This window comes from Rhizobium sp. NZLR1 (assembly GCF_017357385.1).
Taxonomy (GTDB): Bacteria; Pseudomonadota; Alphaproteobacteria; order Rhizobiales; family Rhizobiaceae; genus Rhizobium.
The window spans coordinates 3,050,370-3,073,919 of the sequence record NZ_CP071632.1 but is presented as its reverse complement, the minus strand read 5'-3'; the positions used below and the strand labels follow the sequence as shown (position 1 = coordinate 3,073,919).

Here is a 23,550-nt window from a genome sequence, read left to right as displayed (position 1 = left end):
CATGGTAAGCCGCGCGGAACGTGGGCCTCTGGCCGATTGGTTCTGGACCATCGACCGCTTCTTCCTGGCGATGTTCATCTTCCTGATGGGCATCGGTTTCATGCTGTCGTTCGCGGCATCTCCGGCTGTCGCCGAGCGCATCGGGCTCGAGCCTTTCCACTTCGTCAAGCGCCATGCAGCCTTCATGATCCCTTCGATCTCCGTCATGCTCGGGCTGTCGTTCCTGACGCCACGCCAGGTGCGGCGAACGGCGATCCTGCTGCTGATCATCTCGATCGCCATGATGGTGCTGGTGCTGTTCGTCGGGCAGGAGGTCAAGGGCGGCAGGCGCTGGATCTGGATCGCCGGCCTTTCGATCCAGCCGTCGGAATTCATGAAGCCGGCCTTCGTCGTGGTTTGCGCCTGGTTGTTTGCCGAACATGCGCGCCAGCCGGAGATCCCCGGCAATCTTTTCGCCATCATCCTGTTTGCCATCGTCGCCGCTCTGCTCGTCGCGCAACCCGACCTCGGCCAGACCATCCTGACGACGGCCGTCTGGGGCGGGATGTTCTTCATGGCCGGCATGCCGTGGATATGGATCATGCTGCTTGGCATCGGCGGCGCCGGCGGCCTGCTCAGCGCCTATTACGTCTTCCCGCACGTTGCGCTGCGAATAGACAAGTTCATGACCGGCGAGGGCGACACGTTCCAGATCGACACCGCGCGCGAGGCGATCATCCGCGGCAGCTGGTTCGGCCAGGGGCCAGGCGAGGGTATCGTCAAACGGATCATCCCGGATGCGCATACCGATTTCATCTTCTCGGTCGCGGCCGAGGAATTCGGCATCGTCTTCTGCATAGCGCTGGTTGCGCTGTTTACCGTGCTGGTGCTGCGCGGCCTCTCTCATGCCTACCGCGAGCGCAACGACTTCAACCGTTTCGCCGTTGCCGGCCTGGTGCTGCAGATGGGCATCCAGTCGATCATCAATATCGGCGTCAATCTCGAGCTTCTGCCGGCAAAGGGCATGACGCTGCCGCTGATTTCCTACGGCGGCTCGTCCATGGTGGCGATCTGCGTCACCGCCGGCTTCATTCTGGCGCTGACGCGCCATCGACCGGAAAAACGCGCGCAGGACCGGAGCCTTTTCCGCGTCCCGCACGGCATGCCGGCGGAGTAAAAGCCATGAGCAAAGGCATCGTGCTGCTTGCCGCCGGGGGAACCGGTGGTCATGTGTTCCCGGCGGAGGCGCTGGCCTTCAAGCTGAAGGAGCGCGGCTACGCGGTGCATCTCGTCACGGACAGCCGGGCCGAGCGTTATGCCGGCAAGTTCCCGGCAGAGGAGATCCATATCGTGCCGTCGGCGACGATCGGCTCGAAGAACCCGGTTGCTGTCGCACGCTCACTGTGGACGCTCTGGAGCGGTATGCGGGCGGCAAAGAAGCTGATCCAGCGGCTGAAGCCGGTTATCGTCGTCGGTTTCGGCGGTTATCCGACAGTGCCGCCGCTACTCGCCGCCACCCGGCTCGGTGTGCCGTCGATGATCCACGAGCAGAACGCCGTGATGGGCCGCGCCAACAAGGCCTTGGCGACACGCGTGCAGGGTATCGCCGGCGGTTTCCTGCCGGAGGGCGGCGGCGCCTTCCCGGACAAGACGGTGACGACGGGCAATCCGGTCCGCCCGGCGATCATCACCGCCGCCGAGGTGCCTTACACGCCCTCGCATCCCGACGAAGCCTTCAACCTCGTCGTTTTCGGCGGCAGCCAGGGCGCGCAATATTTCTCCAAGGCGCTGCCGACGGCGATCAGCCTGCTCGACGACACGCTTCGCGTGCGCCTGCGCATCACCCAGCAGGTGCGCCCCGAGGATATGGAAATGGTCGGCGGCTGCGTCGCCAAGCTGGAGATGGGCGCCGATATCGCCCCCTTCTTCACCGACATGGCCGAGCGGCTGGCAAGGGCGCATCTCGTCATCTGCCGTTCGGGCGCTTCGACGGTTTCGGAAATCTCCGTCATCGGCCGGCCGGCCGTGCTGGTGCCTTACCCGCACGCTCTCGATCACGACCAGGCGGCGAACGCCGCAGCACTGGCTGCGACCGGCGGGGCCAAGGTAATTGCCCAGTCGCAGCTTTCGCCGGAGAAGATCGCGGCGATCCTGACGGCTGTGATGAACGATCCGGAAAAGCTTTCGCACATGGCAGCGGCGGCGAAGCTGGCCGGGAAACCCGATGCCGCGAACTTGCTTGCCGACATGGTTGAGGCTATTGCCGCCGGACGGACAATTGCGGAATTCAAGAGGACACGCGCATGAAACTGCCGAAGGCGATCGGTCTCGTTCATTTCATCGGCATCGGCGGCATCGGCATGAGCGGCATTGCCGAGGTGCTGCACAATCTCGGCCACAAGGTGCAGGGATCTGACCAGGCCGACAGCGCCAATGTCCAGCGACTGCGCGACAAGGGTATCGAGGTGTTCGTCGGCCACCGGGCCGAAAACCTGGGCGAGGCCGAAGTCGTCGTCGTTTCGACGGCGATCAAGAAGAGCAATCCGGAACTCATCGCCGCGCGCGAAAAGCTGCTGCCGGTGGTGCGCCGCGCCGAAATGCTTGCCGAGTTGATGCGCTTCCGCAATGCGATCGCCATCGGCGGCACGCATGGCAAGACGACGACCACTTCGCTGGTCGCGACGCTGCTCGAAGCCGGCGGGCTCGACCCGACCGTGATCAACGGCGGCATCATCAACGCCTACGGGACCAATGCCCGCATGGGCGAGGGCGAGTGGATGGTGGTCGAGGCCGACGAATCGGACGGCACCTTCCTGAAGCTTCCCGCCGATGTCGCCGTCATCACCAATATCGATCCGGAACATCTCGACCATTACGGCAATTTCGATGCCGTGCGCGCCGCCTTCCGGCAGTTTGTCGAGAACGTGCCGTTCTACGGCTTCGGCGTCATGTGCCTCGACCATCCCGAGGTGCAGTCGCTGGTCGGCCGCATCGAGGATCGCAAGATCATCACCTATGGCGAGAACCCGCAGGCCGACGTGCGCTTCACGAATGTGCGCATCGACGGCACGCGGTCGATCTTCGACGTCGAAATCCGCCGCCGCCGCACCGGCCAGGTGATCGAGCTCAAGGGGCTGGTCATGCCGATGCCCGGGCGGCATAATATTTCCAACGCGACGGCGGCGATCGCTGTTGCCAACCGGCTCGGCATATCGAGCGCCGATATCGCCAAGGGGCTTGCGTCCTTCGGCGGTGTCAAGCGCCGTTTCACGCTGACCGGCGAATGGAACGGGGTGCAGGTCTTCGACGACTACGGCCACCATCCCGTCGAGATCAAGGCGGTGCTGCGCGCTGCCCGCGAATCCTGCAAGGGGCGGGTGATCGCGGTCCACCAGCCGCACCGCTATAGCCGCCTTGCGAGCCTATTCGAGGAATTCGCCGCCTGCTTCAACGACGCCGACAGCATTTTCCTCGCGCCGGTCTATGCGGCGGGCGAAGATCCGATCGCGGGTATCGATTCCGTGTCGCTGGTCTCGCGGATAAAATCCGGCGGCCATCGCGACGCCCGCTTTCTCACCTCGGCGGAGCTTCTACCGCAGATGGTTGCGGAGGTTGCAAAGCCTGGCGATTTCGTGGTTCTGTTGGGGGCTGGCAGCATCACATCCTGGGCGGCGGCGCTGCCCACGCAACTGGAAGGCCTATCGGGAAAGTCCGTATGAAACAGGTGAATGGGGAAAAGCTTCTCGCGTCTCTCGGAGACGGTGTAAAGGATATCCGCGGGCGCATCACGCCGGATGCCCCCATGGACCGCGTCACCTGGTTCAGGGCAGGCGGCCTGGCCGAGCTGATGTTCCAGCCGCATGACATCGACGATCTCGTCGCCTTCCTGAAGATACTGCCGGAAGAGGTGCCGCTGACGGTGATCGGCGTCGGCTCCAATATCCTGGTGCGTGACGGCGGCATTCCCGGCGTCGTGCTGCGCCTGTCCGCCAAGGGGTTCGGCTTTGTCGAGCTTGCCGGCGAAAACCGCATTCTTGCCGGCACCATCTGCCCCGATAAACATGTGGCCGCGATGGCGATGGATAACGGCATTGGTGGCTTTCATTTCTTCTACGGTATTCCAGGCAGCATCGGCGGCGCGGCGCGTATGAATGCTGGGGCAAACGGCGTGGAGACACGCGAGCGGCTGATCGAGGTCAACGCCGTCGACCGCAAGGGCAATAAGCATGTGCTTTCCAATGCCGAAATGGGCTATTCCTACCGGTATTCCGCAGCACCCGCCGAGCTGATCTTCACCTCGGTGCTATTCGAAGGCTATCCGGAAGAGCGCGCGCAGATCCGCGCCGAGATGGACGCCGTGCGCAATCACCGCGAGACGGTGCAGCCGGTGCGCGAAAAGACTGGCGGCTCGACCTTCAAGAACCCGAAGGGCCATTCGGCCTGGAAATTGGTCGACGAGGCCGGCTGCCGCGGCCTCGTCATCGGCGGAGCCCAGATGTCGTCGCTTCACTGCAACTTCATGATCAACATGGGGCAGGCGACCGGCTACGATCTCGAATATCTCGGCGAACAAGTGCGCCGCGAAGTCTTCGAGAAAGAGGGCATCAAGCTCGAATGGGAAATCAAGCGCCTCGGTGTCTTCATGCCCGGCCGCGAAGTGCGCCCGTTCCATGGCGTCACCAGCGAATAATTCTTACTTCACAGCGATCTTCAGACCTTCGCGTGGCGTGACGATGTGTGACCAGCCGAGCACGTCGCGGGTGTGGGATATGTCGACCTGCAGCGAACCGCAAAGACGCTGGTAGACGGCGTCTTTTCCGGTCAATCGCGCGCCCAGCTGCAACAGAGCGGGGGGGAAGGGAAGCAGCATTGGTTTGACACCCAACCCTGCGGCAATTCCCTCGATGAGCCCGGGCGTTGAGAGATCTTCTCCGTCGCCTGCGAGAAACGTCTGGCCGGCAGCGCCCTGATGCGTCATGCCCGTGATAATCAGATCGACGAGGTTCGGAAGCGCAACCAGCGTCCGGTGGTTTTTCAGTGACGCGAAGGGGAGCGGTATCTTCTTCCTGACAAGTCCGACGAGCAGCGCGAAGTTGCCCCTGGCGCCCGGCCCATAGACGAGCGGCGGTCGAATGACGACGACTTCGATGCCGGTTCGGGCGGAGATTTCATGCAGCCCGATTTCGCTTTCCAGCTTCGAAACACCATAGGGATCAAGCGGCATCGGCGTGTCGTCGTGGCGGAATGGCCGATCGTTCTCTTCACCATTGACTTTGATGCTGCTGATGAAAACGAGCCTTTTTACCCTGGCGCGTGCTGCCTGTTCGGCGAGATTCAGAGTGGCGGCGGTGTTGATCCGGCGGAATTCCGTCAGTGGATCGGCTGCGCGGTCATTCATGATATGCACGCGGGCGGCGAGATGGACGACGACGTCAACACCGTGAAGAGCTGCCGTCCAGTCAGTTTCGCTGGATATCTCGATGGGGAAATGCCGCACACCTTCCGGAAAGCTGGCGGCTGAAGATCGCGTGGTTACCTGAAGCTCGCATAGCCGCTCTCTGTGCAGTCTTTCGACGAGAGGCCCACCGACAAAGCCGGCTGCGCCGGTAATGAGGCATCGCATGATCTGTTCCCCGTTTACCTTGAGTACTCCGGTTAGCCGGAAGTGTCGACCGCATCAATAAAAAAGCCGCGACAGTGGCCGTCGCGGCTTCCGGTTCATTTGCTGTCCGAGGCTCAGACCTCTTCGCGGCCCGACAGCCGGATGCAGACCAGCGAGATCACAGCCGAGGCGGCGAGGTAGTAGCCGACATAGTCCAGGCTGTAGTGGGTGGCGAGCCGGGTGGCGATAAAAGGGGCGAGCGAGGCGCCAAAAATGCCGCCGAGGTTGAAGGTCATCGAGGCGCCGGTATAGCGGATCATGGTCGGGAAGGGGGCGGCAAGGGCCGCGCCGATCGGACCGTAGGTGAAGCCCATCAAAGCAAGGCCGATGATCGAGCAAAGGAAGGCGCCGGTCAGGCCGCTGGTCAACAGCGTCGCATAGAAGAAGCCGAAGATCGCAATGGCAATCGTCGTCAGCGTCAGGATGAGGCGGCGCGAATAGCGGTCGGAGAGCCAACCGGAAAGCGGGATGGTCAGGCCGAAAAAGACGACGCCGACAAGCTGGACGACCAGGAACTGCTCGCGGGAATAACCGAGCCCGCCCTTTTCCAAAGGTGTCGTGCCCCAGGAGAGCGTGAACACCGTCATCAGGTAGAACAGCACGAAGGTGGCGACCGCGATGAAGGTGCCGAGGATCAGACTGCGCAGATGACCGCGGAAGACGACCGCGATCGGCACGGCGACGCGTTCGTGCTTTTCGACGGCTTTGCGGAATTCCGGCGTTTCGGCGATCTTCAGGCGGACATAGAGGCCGACGGCGACCAGGGCGAGGCTGGCGATAAAGGGGATGCGCCAGCCATAGTCGAGGAAGTCCTCGTTGCTCATCGTTTCCGTCAGGATGAGGAAGAAGCCGGAGGAAAGGATGAAGCCGATCGGGGCGCCGAGCTGCGGGAACATGGCGTACCAGCTGCGCTTGCCGGGAGGAGCGTTTTCGGTGGCGAGCAGGACGGCGCCGCCCCATTCGCCGCCGAGGCCGAGGCCCTGACCGAAGCGGCAAAGCGCCAGCAGCAAGGGTGCCGCGATGCCGATCGAATCATAGCCCGGCAGCAGGCCGATCAGAACGGTCGAAAGCCCCATCGTCATCAGCGCAGCAACCAGTGTCGCCTTGCGGCCGATGCGGTCGCCGAAATGGCCGAAAATTACAGCGCCGATGGGGCGGGCGAAAAAGGCGATCGAGAAGGTGACAAGCGACTGCAGCGTTGCGGCGTTCGAATCGCTTGCCGGGAAGAAGAGATGCGGGAAGACGAGGACGGCTGCCGTCGCGTAGACGTAGAAGTCGAAGAATTCGATCGTGGTGCCGACGAGGCTGGCGATGAGAACGCGTGACGGGGAATTGACTTGCGCGCTCGAGGCAGGGGTCGGCGATGCGGAGATCGCGTCTGTCATTTTCTTTCCAATCAGTATTTCAATGAAACGGCTTGGGAGATCGGCGGGTCTTAACGCAATTTCAGCTCTGAGAAAACGTCTTCTCGCGTCGCACATATCGTATCTCGAACCCGCGGTTTCTTGCGTGGAGCTTGCCGCAGCATTTGCCGCCGGCTTGACTGGAATCGAATTGTGGCAGATTCACTATAAACTCTGTGGTTGAGGCTTAGGAGGGGCGCATGCAAAAGAGTCTTGTTGCCGAGTTTCTCGGCACATTCTGGCTTGTCTTCGGTGGATGCGGCAGCGCCGTCCTTGCGGCGGCCTATCCCGAGCTGGGTATCGGTTTTGTCGGCGTGGCCTTTGCGTTCGGCCTGACCGTGCTCACCATGGCCTATGCCGCGGGCGGCATTTCGGGTGGCCATTTCAACCCCGCCGTCTCGCTCGGCCTGACCGTTGCCGGACGGTTTCCCGCGGCGCGTCTCGTTCCCTATATCGTCGTCCAGGTGCTCGGCGCCATCGCCGCGGCCGCGCTTCTCTATCTCATCGCCAGCGGCAAGGCGGGTTTCGAACTCGGCGGCTTTGCCGCCAACGGATATGGCGATCATTCCCCGGGCGGTTATTCGCTGCTTTCGGCGCTGCTGATCGAAGTGCTGCTGACCATGTTCTTCCTCATCATCATCCTGGGGTCGACCAGCAGCCGGGTGCCGGCGGGCTTCGCGCCGCTTGCGATCGGCCTCGGACTGACGCTGATCCATCTCGTTTCTATTCCCGTGACAAACACCTCGGTCAACCCGGCGCGTTCCACCGGCCAGGCCCTTTTCGTCGGCGGTTGGGCACTGCAGCAGCTCTGGCTGTTCTGGATTGCACCGCTCGCGGGCGGGGCGCTCGGCGGGCTAGTGTGGAAGTTCCTCGACGACGCCGACTGACTATAGGATCCAGAGTTATCTCATTGAGCCCGCGTGGTTTTTCCGCGCGGGCTTTTCTGTTCTCGCGGATCGGTGGGCATGTTCGCTCCAACATTCCCGAGGCGTGGGGGGTGGAGAAATGAAGCGCGCACCACGGACAAATGCCGCGCTTGGGAAGGCGGAGTTAACGAAAGTAAACACTTCATTAACCATAATGATGCTCTAATGCATCCAGATCGGACAAAGGCCTGAAACGGCGCGGACAGCTTGGCGCAAGCGTCGATTTCGAAAACGGAAGTTATTTTTGGGGGTGTTGATGAGTCGCAAGCACGTTGCTGTCCTGATGGGCGGATTTTCCTCGGAAAGGCCTGTCAGCCTTTCCTCGGGAAAGGCTTGCGCAGAGGCCCTCGAAGCAGAAGGCTTCGACGTGACGCGCATCGACGTCGCCCGCGACGTTTCCGAGAAGCTCGCCGCGTTGAAGCCCGATGTGGTCTTCAACGCGCTGCATGGGCCGTTCGGCGAGGATGGTACCATCCAGGGCATCCTGGAATATCTCGAGATCCCCTATACGCATTCGGGCGTGCTTGCCTCGGCGCTGGCGATGGACAAGGACAAGGCGAAGCTTGTTGCTGCCGCCGCCGGCATTCCGGTCGCCGAATCACATGTGGTCAACCGTTTCGCCTTTCCCTCGACGCATCCGATGAAGCCGCCCTATGTGGTGAAGCCCGTCCGAGAGGGATCGAGCTTCGGCGTCGTCATCGTCACGGAAGATCAGGCGCATCCGCCGCAGATCGTCAGCTCGCCCGAGTGGCGCTACGGCGAGGAGGTGCTTGTCGAGCGCTATGTCCATGGCCGTGAGCTCACCTGTGGTGTCATGGGCGAGACGGTGCTCGGTGTCACGGAAGTGGTGCCGCAGGGACACAATTTCTATGATTACGATTCCAAGTATGCGGCGGGCGGTTCAAAACACGTCATCCCCGCGAAAATTTCACCGAATATTTACCAAAAAATACAAACATTGGCCTTAAGGGCGCATCAGGCAATCGGTTGTCGCGGCGTCAGTCGGTCCGACTTTCGTTACGACGATCGTTTGTCCGAAGACGGCGAAATCATCTGGCTGGAGGTCAATACCCAGCCTGGTATGACTCCAACCTCGCTCGTGCCCGAAATGGCCGGTCATGCCGGCTATTCCTTTGGTCGGTTTCTCCGGTGGATGGTGGAGGACGCGTCGTGTTTGCGTTGACAGTCAAGAGGATTGGGCGTCCGAGCCATCATGCCGTGCTTCCGATCATGGAAGCCGAAGAGCGGTTCGTCCTGCCGCGTCCGCTGCGCCGCGTTACCCGCTTCCTGGTCAGTCTCGGCAGCGGCCGCATCTACATTCCGGCCCATACGGGCACGGTTTCTGCACTCGCTCTCCTGGCTGCGACCGGGCTTTACGGCATGTCGCTCGGCGGCCACACCGAAGCTGTCGCGCAGGCGACGACGACGGCGGCGGGTTTTGCGATCGAGGATGTGAAGGTCTCCGGCAACTCGGAGACTTCCGAAATCGAGATTCTGCAGCTGATCGGTCTCGATGGCACGACCTCGCTGGTCGCCCTCGACGTCGATGCTGCCCGCCGCAAGATCGTGCAGCTTCCCTGGGTCGAAAGTGTCGAGGTTCGCAAGGTCTATCCGAAGACGATCGAGGTCAAGCTCAAGGAGCGTCAGGCCTATGCGATCTGGCAGCACGGACAGGAGCTTTCCCTGATCGAGAAGAACGGCAGCGTCATTGCGCCGCTGCGCGACAACAAATTTTCGTCGCTGCCGCTCGTCGTCGGCCGCGATGCGGAAACGGCTGCGGCTTCGCTCGACGACGCCTTCTCGAAGTGGCCCGACGTGAAGGCTCGCGTGAAGGCCTATGTCTGGATATCGGGCCGTCGCTGGGATCTGCACATGGATAATGGCGTCGTCGTCAAGCTGCCGGAAGTCGGTATCGATCAGGCGCTGGCGACGCTTTCGAAGTTCGACAAGGAGCACCAGCTCCTGGAGCGGGATATTGCTGCGGTCGATCTCAGGCTGTCCGACAGAACCGCGATCCAGCTGACGCCGGAGGCGGCGGTTCGCCGGCAGACGGCGGTGACGGAACGTACGAAAGAACTGAAGAAGGCGGGGCAGAATATATGAGCTTGTTCGGTTCATCCCATTTCGGATTGCCGCGCCTGAAGCCGCTTTCGTCGAAGCGGTCGCATGTCGTTTCGGTGCTCGACATCGGCTCGACCAAGGTGGTCTGCATGATCGGCCGGCTGACGCCCCGCGAGGAAAGCCAGATCCTGCCGGGCCGGACGCACAATATCGAAATCATCGGCATCGGTCACCAGCGTTCCCGCGGCATCAAGACCGGCGTGATTGCCGATCTCGACGCGTTGGAAGGCGTCATTCGTCTCGCCGTCGACGCGGCTGAACGCATGGCGGGGCTGACCGTCGAGAGCCTGATCGTCAATCTGACGGCTGGCCGTCTCGGCAGCGATATCTACACCGCGACGATCGATCTCGGCGGCCAGGAAGTTGAACTCAACGATCTGAAGAAGGTGCTGTCGGCAGCCTGCCAGCAGTCGTTGCGCCAGGACCGTTCGGTGCTGCATTCGCTGGCGACCGGGTTTTCGCTCGATGGCGAGCGCGGCATCCGCGATCCGCTGGCAATGTATGGCGATGCGCTCGGCGTCGACATGCATGTCGTGACGGCGGAGCGCTCGGCGCTGAAGAACCTTGAACTCAGCGTCAATCGCGCGCATCTATCGGTTGAGGGCATCGTTGCAACGCCCTATGCATCGGGCCTTGCGGCGCTCGTCGACGACGAGGTCGAGCTCGGCTGTGCGGCAATCGATATGGGCGGCGGCACGACGACGATCTCGGTCTTTGCCGAAGGCAAGCTCGTTCATACGGATGCCGTCGGCCTCGGCGGCCATCACGTCACCACCGACCTTGCGCGCGGCCTTTCGACCCGCATCGAGGATGCGGAGCGGCTGAAGGTCGTGCATGCCACGGCCCTTTCGAATTCTTCTGACGAGCGCGAGCTGATCTCGATCCCGCCGATCGGCGAGGACGATCGCGACCAGCCGTCGCAGGTGCCGAGGGCGCTGGTTTCGCGCATCGTTTCGGCCCGAATCGAAGAGACAATGGAACTGATCCGCGACCGCATCCAGCGCTCCGGCTTCAGCCCGATCGTCGGCAAGCGCGTCGTCTTGACCGGTGGGGCCAGCCAGTTGACCGGCCTTGCCGACGTGGCGCGGCGCATCCTTGCCCGCAACGTCCGCATCGGCCGTCCGATGGGCGTCTCGGGATTGCCGACGGCGGCCAAGGGGCCGGCCTTTTCGACGGCCGTCGGCCTGATGATCTATCCGCAGGTCGCGGACATGGAGACACATGCGTCACAGAGCGGTCTGCTCCTGTCGCTTGGAGGAAATAACAGCCGCATAGCCCGGATGGGCCAGTGGCTGAAGGAAAGCTTCTGAAAATTGAGTAATTGGCCGGCGTGGCGATGCGGCCAGAGAGAGAAGGAACAGGTACAATGACCATCAAGCTGCAAAAGCCTGACATCACAGAGCTGAAGCCGCGCATCACCGTATTCGGCGTTGGTGGCGGTGGCGGCAATGCCGTCAACAACATGATCACCGCCGGCCTCCAGGGCGTCGACTTCGTCGTTGCCAACACGGACGCGCAGGCGCTGACGATGACCAAGGCCGAGCGCATCATCCAGCTCGGCGTCAATGTCACCGAAGGTCTCGGTGCAGGTTCGCAGCCGGAAGTCGGCCGCGCGGCGGCCGAAGAGTGCATCGATGAGATCGTCGATCACCTGAACGGCACGCATATGTGCTTCGTCACCGCCGGCATGGGCGGCGGCACCGGCACGGGTGCAGCTCCCGTCGTCGCGCAGGCCGCCCGCAACAAGGGCATCCTGACGGTCGGCGTCGTCACCAAGCCGTTCCACTTCGAAGGCGGGCGCCGCATGCGTCTGGCCGAGATGGGCATCCAGGAACTGCAGAAGTCTGTCGATACGCTGATCGTCATTCCGAACCAGAACCTCTTCCGTATTGCCAATGATAAGACGACCTTCGCCGATGCCTTCGCGATGGCCGACCAGGTTCTCTATTCTGGCGTTGCCTGCATCACCGACCTGATGGTGAAGGAAGGTCTCATCAACCTCGACTTCGCCGACGTCCGCTCGGTGATGCGCGAAATGGGCCGCGCGATGATGGGTACCGGCGAAGCCTCCGGCTCCGGCCGCGCGCTGCAGGCCGCAGAGGCTGCAATCGCCAACCCGCTGCTCGACGAGACCTCGATGAAGGGTGCCCAGGGCCTGCTGATCTCCATCACCGGCGGTCGCGACCTCACCCTCTTCGAAGTCGACGAAGCCGCGACCCGCATCCGCGAGGAAGTCGATCCCGACGCCAACATCATCCTCGGCGCCACCTTCGACGAATCGCTTGAAGGCATCATCCGCGTCTCGGTCGTCGCGACCGGCATCGATCGGGCGATGAACGAGGCTGCCGAGCGCAACCTCCAGCCAGCCGCAAGGCCGGCTATCCGTCCCTCGGCGGCTGTTGCTCCGGCAGCGGCCGCAGTTCAGCCTGCCGCCGTGATGCAGGCACCGAAGGCCATGGATCCGATCGCGCAGACCATCCGCGCAGCGGAGATGGAACGCGAGCTCGAAATTCCGGCCCCGCGCGCCGCCGCACCGCTGCAACAGCCGGTGACACAGCAGGAAACCTTCCGTCCGCAGAGCAAGATCTTCGCGCCTGCGCCGGAAGCTCCGGCAATGCGCCCGGCACCGGCGCAGCAGCAAGCTCCGGCGCCAGTCATGAGCCAGCCGGTGATGAGCCAGCCCGTCCAGCAGCAGCCGGTTCGGCAGGAGCCGATCATCCGCCAAGCGCCCGAACCGATGCGCATGCCGAAGGTCGAGGATTTCCCGCCGGTCGTCCAGGCCGAACTTGACCACCGCACGCAGCCGGCTTCCGCACATGCGGCGGAAGAACGCGGTCCGATGGGGCTGCTGAAGCGAATCACCAATTCGCTTGGCCGCCGCGACGACGACGCCGTTGCTGCCGACATGACTGCCGCACCGGCAGCCGCTTCGCAGCAGCGCCGTCCGCTGTCGCCGGAAGCCAGCCTCTACGCACCGCGTCGCGGCAACCTCGACGACCAGGGCCGGACGGTTCCGCAGGCCCGGATGATGCAGGAAGACGACCAGCTGGAAATCCCGGCATTCCTGCGTCGCCAGTCGAACTGAAGGCGTGCTTCGGCACCATTTATGCCCGGGATCAAGGTCCCGGGCATTGCTGTTTTTCAGCCCACGATTCGCAAGCGATTTCAATTGCCTGACTTCGTAACAAAGCGAAAGAAACAGTGATTTGGATTGGAGCGCCGTGGCACGTAAGTATGGTGCAACGAATCTGCCCTAGGAGACTTTTCGTGTGGCTCCTTGTGCAGAAAGAACGGTGACCGCGCCGATCGAACAGACCGCCGGTGCGGAAGAATAAAGGCAGATTTTATGGCAATTGGCTTGCTGGGTTTTCAAACGACGGTATCGCGTCCCGTGTCGCTTTCGGGCATCGGGGTGCATTCGGGCGCTAATGTCTCGATCACGCTGAACCCGGCCGAATCGGACACCGGCGTCGTTTTCCAGCGCCTGCATGACAATGGCGACATCACCGAACTCAAGGCTGTCTCCTCGCAGGTCGGCAATACCGACCTCTGCACGGTGCTCGGCTTCTCGCCCGCCCATTCTGTCGCGACGATCGAACATGTCATGGCGGCGATCTATGCGCTCGGCCTCGACAATGTGGTGATCGAGGTGCAGGGCTCCGAAATGCCGATCATGGACGGCAGCTCGCTGCCTTTCGTCGAGGCGATCGAGCAGGTCGGTCTGGTCTCGCTCCGCGTCAAGCGCCGCTACATCCGTATCACCAAGCCGGTGCGAATCGAGCATGGCGGCTCCTGGAGCGAATTCCGCCCCTATGACGGTACGCGCTTCGAAGTCGAGATCGATTTCGACTGCCCGCTGATCGGCCGGCAGAAGTGGGCCGGCGACATGACCGCCGCCGTCTTCAAGGCCGAGCTTTCCCGCGCCCGCACCTTCGGTTTCATGCGCGATGTCGAGCGTCTCTGGGCCTCGGGCCACGCGCTCGGCTCCTCGCTCGAAAATTCCGTCGTCATCTCGGACGACAATACCGTCATCAACGTCGAAGGGCTGCGCTACGCCAAGGACGAATTCGTCCGCCACAAGACGCTCGATGCCGTCGGCGATCTGTCGCTTGCCGGCGTCCAGTTCATCGGCTGCTACCGTTCCTATCGCGGCGGTCACAAGATGAATGCCAATGCGCTGAAGGCGCTGCTCGCCGATTCCTCCGCCTACGAGGTGGTCGAGACGTCGACACCGCGCCAGCGCGTCGCTGCCCGCGAACTGATCGCGGTCAGTGCTTCGGAATTCGCTCCCTGGTCGGCATGACCTCCAGCACATTCTCAAGACCAGGCCGCCTCTTTCCCGGAGGCGGTTTTTTTATGTCCAGCTGGGTCAGGTGCTTAACTGCCACAGCTCGGGGAAGAAGATGAAAAGCCAGTCATTCCCCGGCCGCTGCCACAAAAATGCGTTAATGCCTTATCATTGCGTTGCTCTTGATGCACATTTGTGGCTAGAAACGCCAGAGAGGCGTGGCTGCCGTGGAGCGAGCGGCGGCAGTGGGGTTCTTTCGAATGGGTTATGCAGGATCTGAAGGTATGATGAAGACAGCGCGTGCTTTGTTCGCATCGCTTCTGGTGCTCAGCGCAGGCGCCTCGATATCCGGTTGCCAGTCGGATCCCGATATCGACATCACCAAGCTCGGCCTCGAAACCGATCCGCCGGATGTGCTCTACACCCAGGGCCTTGCCAACATGAAGGCTGGCAACATGGCGGAAGCGGCGCGCAAGTTCGACGCAATCGACCGCGAGAACCCGTTCTCCGAATGGGCGCGCAAGGCGCTTGTGATGAGCACCTTCGTCAAATACCGCCAGGGCCGCCTGGATGATGCGCTTGCATCAGGCAACCGCTACATGTCGCAATATCCGAAATCCCCGGATGCGGCCTATGTGCAGTATCTCATCGGTCTCACCTATTCCAAGCAGATCGTCGACGTGACGCAGGACCAGCGCGCCTCGGCAAAGACGATCGAAGCGATGCAGGCCGTCATCGACAATTATCCGAATTCCGAATATGTCGACGACGCGCAGGCGAAGATCCGCTTCTCGCGCGATCAGCTTGCCGGCAAGGAAATGCAGATCGGCCGCTACTACATGGAGCGGAAGGAATATCTCGCCGCGATCTCGCGCTTCCGCATCGTCGTCGAGAAATATCCGAACACGAACCAGATCGAAGAGGCCCTAGCGCGTCTCGTCGAAGCTTATTATTCCATGGGCATTGTCGACGAGGCGCAGACGGCGGCTGCCGTTCTCGGCCACAATTATCCCGACAGCCAGTGGTACGCCGATTCCTACAAGCTGCTGCAGAGTGGCGGTGCCGAGCCGCGTGAGAACAAGGGCTCGTGGATCGCTGCGGCAGGCAAAAAACTTCTTCTCGGTTCCTGAGGCCAATGCTGATCCAGCTTTCGATCCGCGATATCGTCCTGATCGAGCGGCTGGATCTTGCCTTCGAGACCGGCCTCTCCGTGCTGACGGGCGAGACCGGGGCGGGCAAATCCATCCTGCTCGACAGCCTGTCGCTGGCGCTCGGTGGGCGCGGCGACGGCGGCTTGGTGCGCCATGGCGAGGATAAGGGCCAGGTGACGGCGGTGTTCGACGTCGGCATGGACCACGGCGCCCGCACCCTTCTGCGTGAAAACGGCATTGACGACGAGGGCGACCTGATCTTCCGCCGCCAGCAATCGGCGGACGGACGCACAAAGGCCTATGTCAACGACCAGCCGGTCAGCGTGCAGCTGATGCGCCAGGCCGGCCAGATGCTGGTCGAAATCCACGGACAGCACGACGATCGCGCCCTTGTCGACACCAATGCCCACCGCACTCTGCTCGATGCCTTCGGCGGTCTTACCGATGAGGTTTCCGAGGTATCCCGGCTGTATCGTCTGTGGCGCGACAGCGAGCGGGCGCTGAAGAAGCACCGCGAGAAGGTGGAAGGTGCGGCGCGCGAAGCCGACTACCTGCGTTCCTCCGTCGAGGAACTCGAGAAGCTCTCGCCGCAGGATGGCGAGGAGGACGAACTCGCCGATCGCCGGCAGAAGATGATGAAGGCCGAGCGAATCGCCGGCGATATTGCCGAGGCGTCCGAGTTCCTGAACGGCAATGCCTCGCCAGTGCCCCATATCGCCTCGCTGGTGCGCCGGCTGGAGCGCAAGAGCCATGAGGCGCCGGGCCTGCTCGAAGACACCGTGACGCTGCTTGATGCCGCGCTCGACCAGCTTTCCAACGCGCAGATGGAAGTCGAAGCAGCGCTGCGCAAGACCGAATACGATCCGAGGGAACTGGAGCGGGTCGAGGAGCGGCTTTTCGCGCTCAGGGCCGCCTCGCGCAAATACTCCGTGCCGGTCACTGAGCTGCCGGCGCTTGCCGTCCGCATGATCGCCGATCTCGCCGATCTCGACGCGGGCGAGGAGCGGCTTGCCCGGCTCGAAGCCGAGGTTGGCCTGGCACGGGAAAATTACGATGCGGCGGCGCGCGCGCTCTCCGACAAACGCCATCACGCCGGCACCGCACTGGCTGCGGCTGTGATGACGGAACTGCCGGCGCTGAAGCTTGAACGCGCCCGTTTCATGGTCGAGATCACCACGGATGCGCAGGAGGCGCTCGCCGAGGGCATTGACGTCGTCGAGTTCCATGTCCAGACCAATCCAGGCACGCGGCCGGGCTCGATCATGAAGGTCGCCTCCGGCGGCGAGCTGTCGCGTTTCCTGCTGGCCCTGAAGGTGGCGCTCGCCGATCGCGGATCGGCCCCGACGCTCGTCTTCGACGAAATCGATACCGGCGTCGGCGGGGCGGTGGCCGATGCGATCGGCCAGCGGCTGAAGCGGCTGTCGGAGCGTGTGCAGGTGCTATCGGTGACGCATGCGCCGCAGGTCGCGGCGCGAGCGGCGACGCATCTGTTGATCTCCAAGGGGCCAGCCGCCGAGGGATCCGAAAAGATCGCCACACGGGTGGCGACGATGGCGCAGAAGGACCGCACCGAGGAGATCGCCCGCATGCTAGCTGGGGCTTCGGTGACCGAAGAGGCGAGAGCGGCGGCGAAGCGCCTGCTGGCGGGCAACGGCTGATCGCCAGAACCGGCCGCGATGGCATGCGTTCCGATTGATGCTGCGAATTACTCGATCATCGGTGATCCCTTGCCATGCGTCTTTTCCATTTCAGCGATGATCCCGATATCGCCGTCTTCGAACCGCGCCCGGTCCGCATCCCCTCCATTCGCCCGGCCGGCCGGGAATGGTTGAACGGTCCGCTCGTCTGGGCGATCGATGGCGATCATGACTTCATGTATCTCTTTCCACGTGATTGCCCGCGGATCCTGATATGGGCGAAACCCGAGACACCGGAGACGGAGCGGCGGCGCTGGCTCGGCGATTGGCGGGCTGCGGGCTTCGTCGAGCGCCATTGGCTGGAAAAGCTCGAAACAGAGACGATCCATCGCTATGAGATGCCGGCCGACGGGTTCGAGAATCTCGATGATGCGGGCATGTGGGTGTGCCGCCGGCGCGTCATTCCCATGGAGAGGACCGCCATGTCACGGCTAGATCGGGAGTTTGCTCCGCGCGGTGTGGACCTGCGGGTCGTCGACAGCCTGCGGCCGCTGAAGGGCCTCTGGAGCACTGGACTGCATGTCAGCGGCATCCGGCTGCGCAATGCGAGGGATTGGGAATAGGCGGGCAGGGTATTCCAATGCTATCCGTCTGTGCGATGCTCCGACGTGTCAATGCAGCCCAGAGCAGAGCGATCTTCCCGACGCGACAGATACTGCCTCTCTTTTCATCCGGAAATTTTGCTCTAAAACCAATCGAGATTTTTTGGCCAGATTCCCTGGAGTGATATTCCATGTCCACCGAAGGTTCCGCCGTCGACACGTTGACGATCGAAGAGGTTGCCGCCGAACTCGAACGGCTGGCAAAGGCGATCGCGCATCACGATGCGCTCTACCACGGCAAGGACCAGCCGGAGATCTCGGATGCCGATTACGACGCGCTGAAGCGCCGCAACGATGCGCTGGAAGTGCGGTTTCCCGAGCTGATCCGCGAGGACAGCCCGTCGCGGCGTGTGGGCGCTGCGCCTTCCGTCACGTTCTCGCCGGTCGTTCATGCGCGGCCGATGCTGTCGCTCGACAATACGTTCTCACAGGAGGACGTGCAAGATTTCGTCGCCGGCGTCTATCGCTTCCTCGGCCGTCTGCCGGACCAGTCGATCGCCTTTACCGCCGAGCCGAAGATCGACGGTCTGTCGATGTCGATCCGTTACGAGAACGGCAGTCTGGTGACGGCTGCGACGCGCGGCGACGGCACGACGGGGGAGAACGTCACCGCCAACATTCGCACCATCGCAGAAATCCCTAACAAGCTGCCGAAGGGCGTGCCCGCCGTCGTGGAGATCCGCGGCGAGGTTTATATGGCCAAGAGCGACTTTCTGGCGCTGAACCGGCAGATGGAGGCGGAGGGCAAGCAGACCTATGTCAATCCGCGCAATACGGCGGCCGGGTCGCTGCGCCAGCTCGACGCCAAGGTGACGGCAAGCCGCAAGCTGAAATTCTTCGCCTATGCCTGGGGCGAGATGTCGGAGATGTCGGCCGATACGCAGTTCGCCATGGTGCAGACCTTCAAGGATTGGGGATTTCCCGTGAACCCGCTGATGAAGCGGCTGAATTCCGTCGCCGACATCCTGGCGCATTATGACGAGATCGGCCTTGAGCGTCCGGATCTCGACTACGACATCGACGGCGTCGTCTACAAGGTCGACAGTCTCCAGCTGCAGGCCCGTCTCGGCTTCCGCTCGCGCAGCCCGCGTTGGGCGACGGCGCACAAATTTCCGGCCGAACAGGCCTTCACCGAGGTCGAGAAGATCGAGATCCAGGTCGGCCGCACCGGCGCACTGACGCCGGTGGCGCGGCTGAAACCGATCACCGTCGGCGGCGTCGTCGTTACCAATGCGACGGTGCACAACGAGGACTACATAAAGGGTCTCGGCAATAGTGGCGAGCGCATCCGGCCGGAGGACCACGATATCCGCGAAGGCGATACCGTCATCGTCCAGCGCGCCGGCGACGTCATTCCGCAGATCCTCGATGTGGTGATGGAAAAACGCGCCGCCGATGCCGCCGCATACGAGTTTCCGACGACCTGCCCGGTCTGCGGTTCGCATGCGGTGCGCGAAGTCAACGAGAAGACCGGTAAGATGGATTCGGTGCGCCGCTGCACCGGCGGCTTTATCTGCCGAGCGCAGGCGACCGAGCATCTGAAGCACTTCGTCTCGCGCAACGCCTTCGATATCGAGGGGCTCGGTTCGAAGCAGATCGACTTCTTCTTCGAAAACGAGGATCCGTCGCTGCAGATTCGCACGGCGCCTCAAATCTTCACGCTGGAGGAGCGGCAACTGCAATCGCTGACCAAGCTCGAAAATATCGACGGCTTCGGCAAGGTCAGCGTCGGCAAGCTTTATACGGCGATCAACGAGCGGCGCAGCATTGCGCTCCATCGCTTTATCTACGCGCTCGGCATCCGCCACGTCGGCGAAACCACAGCGAAGCTGCTGGCGCGCTCCTATGGCACCTACGAAGCCTTCGCGACCGCGATGAAGGAGGCGGCACCGCTTTCCGGCGACGCCTGGAACGATCTCAACGCTATCGACGGCATCGGCGAAGTTGTGGCGCGCGCCATGGTCGAGTTCTACAAGGAGCCACGCAATATTGAGGTCATCACCCGCCTGCTTGAGGAAGTGACGCCCGAGGAGGCCGAACAGCCGGTCACCTCAGGCAGTCCGGTCGCCGGCAAGACCGTGGTCTTTACCGGCTCGCTGGAAAAATTCACTCGCGACGAGGCGAAGGCGAGGGCGGAAAGCCTCGGCGCCAAAGTGGCGGGATCGGTCTCCAAGAAGACCGACATCGTCGTTGCCGGTCCCGGCGCCGGTTCCAAGCTCGACAAGGCGCGAGAGCTCGGCGTGCAGACGATGGACGAGGACGAGTGGCTGGCATTGATCAGTGGGTGAAGGGCTGACGGCAAGCCGCCAGCCCACGCTCATAGCCTGAGCCGCGCCATCGTATAGGCGTCGACATACTCCCCTGAGCGGAAGCCGAAGGCCCTCAGCAGACCTTCGCGCTCGAAGCCGAACTTTTCGTAGAGGCCGATGGCGGCGTCATTGTCGGTGTAGACGGTCAGTTCCAGCCGTTTGACATCGAGCCAGTCGTCGGCAGCGTCGACCATCGCGCCGAGCAGGATCTGTCCGAAACCGTGGCCGGTGAAATCGTCATGCACGCCCATGCCGAGGCTCGCAACGTGCTGCCTGCGGCCGGAGAGGCGATTGAGGCCGCAATTGCCGACGATCCTGCCATCCAGGGTAACGACGAGGTTCAGCGCGCCCGGCGTCGGGTTTTCCATATTTCTGCGAACCTCTTCGACCCTCTGGTACGGCGGCCGCAGGGTTCCGGCCCGATAGCCCGGCAGATTTATCAGATCGGTGATTTCCTCCGCATCGGAAAGGCACACGGCGCGCACGAGAACTCCGTCCGGCAGGCGCGCTCGGCGGCCAGGTTCACTCTCTTCGTTTTCAGACATTGGCTGCTCTCCGTTGGTTTCAGGAGGAGAGCCTGAGTTTCGGAAAACCCTGCTCGCCTCGGCAGGGTTTTCGGGATGATCGGATCGCTGTTAACGCGCCATCGCTCCCGCGTACCCTTCAAGGGTCGTGGTGTGATGAATAAGCGCTGCCATGGTCATGGAACCAATCATGGCGAGAAGTTTCGATATGCCGGTTGAAAAGTCAACCATGCGTCGTGTCGAATTTGCGCGGCCGGGAGCGGGACGGTATTTCTGTTCCCGAAGAAATGATTCGGGTGCTGATTTGAAGACCATCGCCATTGACTTCGAGACGGCGAACGAACAACGCGGCAGCGCCTGTTCTGTCGGCCTTGCCTGGATCGAGGAGGGCAGGGTCACGCGCGTCGAGGAGCGGCTGATCCGGCCGCGGGACATGCGCTTTTCCGGGATGAACATTGCGATCCACGGCATCCGGCCGGAACATGTCGAGGATGCACCGGAGTTTCCCGAGGTGATGGACGAATTCCACGAGGATATCAGCGGTGCGACAATGATCGCCCACAACGCCGCCTTTGACTTCAGCGTCTGGCGGGCGAGCCTCGATCTCTATCGGCAATCCTACCCGGAGCTTTCCTATCTCTGCAGCCTGAAGATGGCGCAGCGGATCTGGCCGCACTTCCTCTCACACCGGCTGAACCTGATCGCCGAGCATCTCGGCCTGCGGTTCGTTCACCACAATGCTGCCGAGGACGCCGTCGTCTGCGCTGCTGCAGCCATCGAGATGGCAAAAGCGGTCAAGGCCAACGCCGTTCACGCCATACCGGCGATGATCGGTATGAAGCCCGGCCGGCTGACGGCGCGGGCCTACGAGCCCTGTACCTGCCGGAAGGGCTGATCGTTTCCCGCCGTCGGCCTTTCTTGCAAAGCATCGGGACGCACTTATCTAGAACGCGGATCAGCGCATAACCCCTAAAATCGGAATCGATTTTCGGAAAGGATTATGCGCAGATTCAAAGCGATAGAGCGTCCTTAGCGCGTCCGGTCGGACGCGCGGCGCTCTAAGGAGCCGCCATGTCCAAGCCGCGCAATCTTCTCCTCGCCGCCTTTTCTTTCGCCGCCCTTTCCGCCGGCGCCGTCTCGGCCGAGGTCGTCGGCAAGGTCGGGGTCGACTGGATCGGCAACGACATCATCGTCGAGGCAGTCTCCGATCCTGAGGTCAAGGGCGTCACCTGCCACGTCACCTATTTCGACCGCAGCCTGATCGACCGGTTCAAGAACGGCAACTGGTTTGAAGATCCCTCCAACAATTCCATCGCCTGCCGGCAGACGGGGCCGATCGAGATCGGCAGTATCGACCTGTCCAAGGATGGCAGCGAAGTATTCCGGCAAGGCATGTCGCTGATCTGGAAGACGCTGGTCGTCAACCGCATCTACGACAAGACCAATGACACGCTCATCTATCTCGCCCATTCCAGGGAGCTGACGGACGGCTCGGCGAAGATGTCGATTTCGACGATTCCCTTGTATGGGCAGAATGTGACGTGGAAGAATGGGAAGCCGCAATAAGGCTGCGGGTTGGTGTGCAACGCGCGTTTCATCTTGAGTAGTGCATCCCTCGGAGCTCCCTCATGCCTGTGCTTGTCACAGGCATCCAGCGTGTCCAAGTCTTTGGGCGCGGGAGACCCTTCTTGACAAGCGAGTCATTCAGCGCGCGGACGCGCCGTGGCTGGATCTCTGTGACAAACACAGAGATGAGGGAGGAGAGGGTGTGCCACGCGGCTTGGAGAGATTGGCGGCGAGTCGGTCTTCTTCAAATATAAAAAGGCCCGGACGAGCCGGGCCTTCCAACGCCAGAATGGAAAAGTATCAAGCCGCCTGAGTCAGTTCGTCGGCGATAACCGTATCGAGATTCAGGAAGCAGACCATGGTCTTTTCGAGCGCGACGATGCCGCGGCAGAAGGCGCGCTGGGCTTCCGGGATGATTTCCGGCGGCGGCTGCAGGTCTTCGCTCTTAATGGTCATCATGTCGGAAACCTGTTCGACCAGCAGGCCGACCAGCTTGCCGGCGATGTCGGTGACGATGATCGCCGAGCGCTCGGAGGGCTCGGTCATCTTCATGCCGAGACGGCAGGCCATGTCGATGACGGGGATGACCGCACCGCGCAGGTTGATGAGGCCTAGCACGTAGGGCGGAGTGTGCGGCATCGGCGTCACCGGCGCCCAGCCGCGGATTTCGCGGATCGCCATGATGTCGATGCAGAATTCCTGGTCGCCCAGGTGGAACGAGACGATTTCGAGATAAGCGCCAGACTGCTTGATGGCGTTATTGTTGTTCATGATCAGAATTCTTCCCAGTTGTCCCCGGCGGGAGAAGCGATGGCTTTGGCGGTGGAGCCGTTGAATGCGCCCGCGACTATGCCGATCAGGCGGCGCGCGGGAGATGGTCTCGAATGCGAGGCGGCATTTGCTTCTCGCGGCGTTTGCCGGGCGCTCATGCCCTCGCCGGTCTTGAACTGCTTGATCAGTTGCGTCAGGGTTTCGGCGTCGATGGCGAGCGTGTGGCTTGCAGCCTTTGTCTCTTCCACCATGGCCGCGTTCTTCTGCGTGACCTGATCCATTGCCTGATCGACGTATTGATTTCGTTCAGTCAAACCGATTGTTCCCCCGCAGAGGTTACGATTGATTTAACATGTTCGCCGATGCACAAAACATCTTTGCTGGCGAACGTTGCCAATTCGCCGCCGATCTGCATCTTGTCGGCGAATTTCTCGATTAAGGTCTTGATATTCTTACGGCGCCCGCGGTGCGACCATCGAGTTCGCGCGGTTCCACCGTCGCGGCCGATTTGAACACGTGAGGCAATTCATCACGGCTCGGAAAACGCATTG

20 protein-coding genes and 1 pseudogene are annotated in these 23,550 nt (G+C 62.2%); 16 read left to right on the top strand and 5 right to left on the bottom strand.

The annotated features are described in order from the left end of the window. Nucleotide 1 precedes the first annotated feature (1 nt). Genes ftsW through murB form a run of 4 tightly spaced genes read left to right on the top strand, consistent with a single transcriptional unit; the run spans nt 2 to nt 4,669 of the window. The gene (gene ftsW / locus J3O30_RS15300; RefSeq protein WP_164011711.1) at nt 2-1,156 is read left to right on the top strand and encodes a putative lipid II flippase FtsW; all 1,155 of its coding nucleotides are present in this window, start codon (nt 2-4) and stop codon (nt 1,154-1,156) included. Between the two features lie 5 nt (nt 1,157-1,161). Continuing rightward, a complete protein-coding gene (gene murG, locus J3O30_RS15295; RefSeq protein ID WP_207581129.1) occupies nt 1,162-2,286 on the top strand; it encodes an undecaprenyldiphospho-muramoylpentapeptide beta-N-acetylglucosaminyltransferase in 1,125 nt (374 codons plus the stop codon). Then, nucleotides 2,283-3,698 (top strand): UDP-N-acetylmuramate--L-alanine ligase, encoded by a 1,416-nt coding sequence (gene murC / locus J3O30_RS15290; RefSeq protein ID WP_207581128.1) that lies wholly within the window; start codon nt 2,283-2,285, stop codon nt 3,696-3,698. The genes murG and murC overlap by 4 nt, the downstream gene beginning before the upstream one ends. Beyond that, complete coding sequence (murB, locus tag J3O30_RS15285) at nt 3,695-4,669, top strand: UDP-N-acetylmuramate dehydrogenase (RefSeq protein ID WP_207581127.1); 975 nt, start codon at nt 3,695-3,697, stop codon at nt 4,667-4,669. Before murC ends, murB begins: the two co-directional genes overlap by 4 nt. Before the next feature lie 3 nt (nt 4,670-4,672). Here murB and J3O30_RS15280 read toward each other — a convergent pair whose 3' ends face one another. Both J3O30_RS15280 and J3O30_RS15275 read right to left on the bottom strand, forming a co-directional pair. After that, nucleotides 4,673-5,602, bottom strand: coding sequence for an SDR family oxidoreductase (locus J3O30_RS15280; RefSeq protein WP_207581126.1), 930 nt, complete (start codon nt 5,600-5,602; stop codon nt 4,673-4,675). 113 nt (nt 5,603-5,715) lie between these two features. After that, nucleotides 5,716-7,026 carry an MFS transporter gene (locus J3O30_RS15275; RefSeq protein ID WP_207581125.1) on the bottom strand — a complete coding sequence of 437 codons (1,311 nt, stop codon included), beginning with the start codon at nt 7,024-7,026 and terminating at the stop codon, nt 5,716-5,718. Nucleotides 7,027-7,244: 218 nt separating this feature from the next. Here J3O30_RS15275 and aqpZ point away from each other — a divergent pair, with 218 nt between their 5' ends. The 10 genes from aqpZ (at nt 7,245) to ligA (ending at nt 20,117) form a co-directional block, all read left to right on the top strand. Then, entirely contained in the window at nt 7,245-7,931 is a 687-nt protein-coding gene (gene aqpZ / locus J3O30_RS15270) for an aquaporin Z (RefSeq protein ID WP_207581124.1), read from the top strand. Nucleotides 7,932-8,226: 295 nt separating this feature from the next. After that, a complete protein-coding gene (locus tag J3O30_RS15265) occupies nt 8,227-9,153 on the top strand; it encodes a D-alanine--D-alanine ligase (RefSeq protein WP_207581123.1) in 927 nt (308 codons plus the stop codon). Further along, nucleotides 9,141-10,073 (top strand): cell division protein FtsQ/DivIB, encoded by a 933-nt coding sequence (locus tag J3O30_RS15260; RefSeq protein ID WP_207581122.1) that lies wholly within the window; start codon nt 9,141-9,143, stop codon nt 10,071-10,073. Before J3O30_RS15265 ends, J3O30_RS15260 begins: the two co-directional genes overlap by 13 nt. Further along, entirely contained in the window at nt 10,070-11,401 is a 1,332-nt protein-coding gene (ftsA, locus tag J3O30_RS15255; RefSeq protein WP_007630115.1) for a cell division protein FtsA, read from the top strand. Before J3O30_RS15260 ends, ftsA begins: the two co-directional genes overlap by 4 nt. A 56-nt stretch (nt 11,402-11,457) precedes the next feature. Next, nucleotides 11,458-13,176, top strand: coding sequence for a cell division protein FtsZ (gene ftsZ, locus J3O30_RS15250; RefSeq protein ID WP_207581121.1), 1,719 nt, complete (start codon nt 11,458-11,460; stop codon nt 13,174-13,176). Nucleotides 13,177-13,437: 261 nt separating this feature from the next. After that, nucleotides 13,438-14,394, top strand: coding sequence for a UDP-3-O-acyl-N-acetylglucosamine deacetylase (lpxC, locus tag J3O30_RS15245; protein WP_207581120.1), 957 nt, complete (start codon nt 13,438-13,440; stop codon nt 14,392-14,394). 245 nt (nt 14,395-14,639) lie between these two features. After that, complete coding sequence (locus tag J3O30_RS15240) at nt 14,640-15,509, top strand: outer membrane protein assembly factor BamD (protein WP_207581119.1); 870 nt, start codon at nt 14,640-14,642, stop codon at nt 15,507-15,509. Between the two features lie 5 nt (nt 15,510-15,514). Then, complete coding sequence (recN, locus tag J3O30_RS15235; RefSeq protein WP_207581118.1) at nt 15,515-17,188, top strand: DNA repair protein RecN; 1,674 nt, start codon at nt 15,515-15,517, stop codon at nt 17,186-17,188. 74 nt (nt 17,189-17,262) lie between these two features. Beyond that, the gene (locus J3O30_RS15230) at nt 17,263-17,790 is read left to right on the top strand and encodes a DUF6886 family protein (protein ID WP_207581117.1); all 528 of its coding nucleotides are present in this window, start codon (nt 17,263-17,265) and stop codon (nt 17,788-17,790) included. Nucleotides 17,791-17,960: 170 nt separating this feature from the next. After that, a complete protein-coding gene (gene ligA / locus J3O30_RS15225; protein ID WP_207581116.1) occupies nt 17,961-20,117 on the top strand; it encodes an NAD-dependent DNA ligase LigA in 2,157 nt (718 codons plus the stop codon). A 29-nt stretch (nt 20,118-20,146) separates the two neighbouring features. Here ligA and J3O30_RS15220 read toward each other — a convergent pair whose 3' ends face one another. After that, on the bottom strand, nt 20,147-20,683 hold the full coding sequence (locus J3O30_RS15220) for a GNAT family N-acetyltransferase (protein WP_207581115.1): 537 nt from the start codon (nt 20,681-20,683) through the stop codon (nt 20,147-20,149). Between the two features lie 283 nt (nt 20,684-20,966). Between J3O30_RS15220 and J3O30_RS15215 the strand changes: the two genes are divergently transcribed. Both J3O30_RS15215 and J3O30_RS15210 read left to right on the top strand, forming a co-directional pair. Next, a complete protein-coding gene (locus tag J3O30_RS15215) occupies nt 20,967-21,557 on the top strand; it encodes a 3'-5' exonuclease (protein ID WP_207581114.1) in 591 nt (196 codons plus the stop codon). Nucleotides 21,558-21,733: 176 nt separating this feature from the next. Next, entirely contained in the window at nt 21,734-22,228 is a 495-nt protein-coding gene (locus tag J3O30_RS15210; RefSeq protein WP_207581113.1) for a CreA family protein, read from the top strand. A gap of 300 nt (nt 22,229-22,528) precedes the next feature. On the opposite strand, the gene J3O30_RS15205 is transcribed toward J3O30_RS15210, so the two are convergent. Continuing rightward, on the bottom strand, nt 22,529-22,999 hold the full coding sequence (locus J3O30_RS15205; RefSeq protein WP_003541378.1) for a chemotaxis protein CheW: 471 nt from the start codon (nt 22,997-22,999) through the stop codon (nt 22,529-22,531). A gap of 2 nt (nt 23,000-23,001) precedes the next feature. Beyond that, a pseudogene (locus tag J3O30_RS15200) lies at nt 23,002-23,491 on the bottom strand (methyl-accepting chemotaxis protein); the annotation flags it as partial. Between the last annotated feature and the right edge of the window lie 59 nt (nt 23,492-23,550).

Bases quoted from the DNA above. Each gene is read 5' to 3' on its own strand.
- murC (WP_207581128.1), top strand. From the start codon at position 2,283: ATGAAACTGCCGAAGGCGATCGGTCTCGTTCATTTCATCGGCATCGGC.
- aqpZ (WP_207581124.1), top strand. From the start codon at position 7,245: ATGCAAAAGAGTCTTGTTGCCGAGTTTCTCGGCACATTCTGGCTTGTC.
- J3O30_RS15210 (WP_207581113.1), top strand. From the start codon at position 21,734: ATGTCCAAGCCGCGCAATCTTCTCCTCGCCGCCTTTTCTTTCGCCGCC.
- recN (WP_207581118.1), top strand. From the start codon at position 15,515: ATGCTGATCCAGCTTTCGATCCGCGATATCGTCCTGATCGAGCGGCTG.
- J3O30_RS15280 (WP_207581126.1), bottom strand. From the start codon at position 5,602: ATGCGATGCCTCATTACCGGCGCAGCCGGCTTTGTCGGTGGGCCTCTC.
- ftsW (WP_164011711.1), top strand. From the start codon at position 2: ATGGTAAGCCGCGCGGAACGTGGGCCTCTGGCCGATTGGTTCTGGACC.
- ftsZ (WP_207581121.1), top strand. From the start codon at position 11,458: ATGACCATCAAGCTGCAAAAGCCTGACATCACAGAGCTGAAGCCGCGC.
- J3O30_RS15275 (WP_207581125.1), bottom strand. From the start codon at position 7,026: ATGACAGACGCGATCTCCGCATCGCCGACCCCTGCCTCGAGCGCGCAA.
- J3O30_RS15220 (WP_207581115.1), bottom strand. From the start codon at position 20,683: ATGTCTGAAAACGAAGAGAGTGAACCTGGCCGCCGAGCGCGCCTGCCG.
- lpxC (WP_207581120.1), top strand. From the start codon at position 13,438: ATGGCAATTGGCTTGCTGGGTTTTCAAACGACGGTATCGCGTCCCGTG.
- ligA (WP_207581116.1), top strand. From the start codon at position 17,961: ATGTCCACCGAAGGTTCCGCCGTCGACACGTTGACGATCGAAGAGGTT.
- J3O30_RS15265 (WP_207581123.1), top strand. From the start codon at position 8,227: ATGAGTCGCAAGCACGTTGCTGTCCTGATGGGCGGATTTTCCTCGGAA.
- murB (WP_207581127.1), top strand. From the start codon at position 3,695: ATGAAACAGGTGAATGGGGAAAAGCTTCTCGCGTCTCTCGGAGACGGT.
- J3O30_RS15240 (WP_207581119.1), top strand. From the start codon at position 14,640: ATGGGTTATGCAGGATCTGAAGGTATGATGAAGACAGCGCGTGCTTTG.
- J3O30_RS15230 (WP_207581117.1), top strand. From the start codon at position 17,263: ATGCGTCTTTTCCATTTCAGCGATGATCCCGATATCGCCGTCTTCGAA.
- J3O30_RS15205 (WP_003541378.1), bottom strand. From the start codon at position 22,999: ATGAACAACAATAACGCCATCAAGCAGTCTGGCGCTTATCTCGAAATC.
- murG (WP_207581129.1), top strand. From the start codon at position 1,162: ATGAGCAAAGGCATCGTGCTGCTTGCCGCCGGGGGAACCGGTGGTCAT.
- ftsA (WP_007630115.1), top strand. From the start codon at position 10,070: ATGAGCTTGTTCGGTTCATCCCATTTCGGATTGCCGCGCCTGAAGCCG.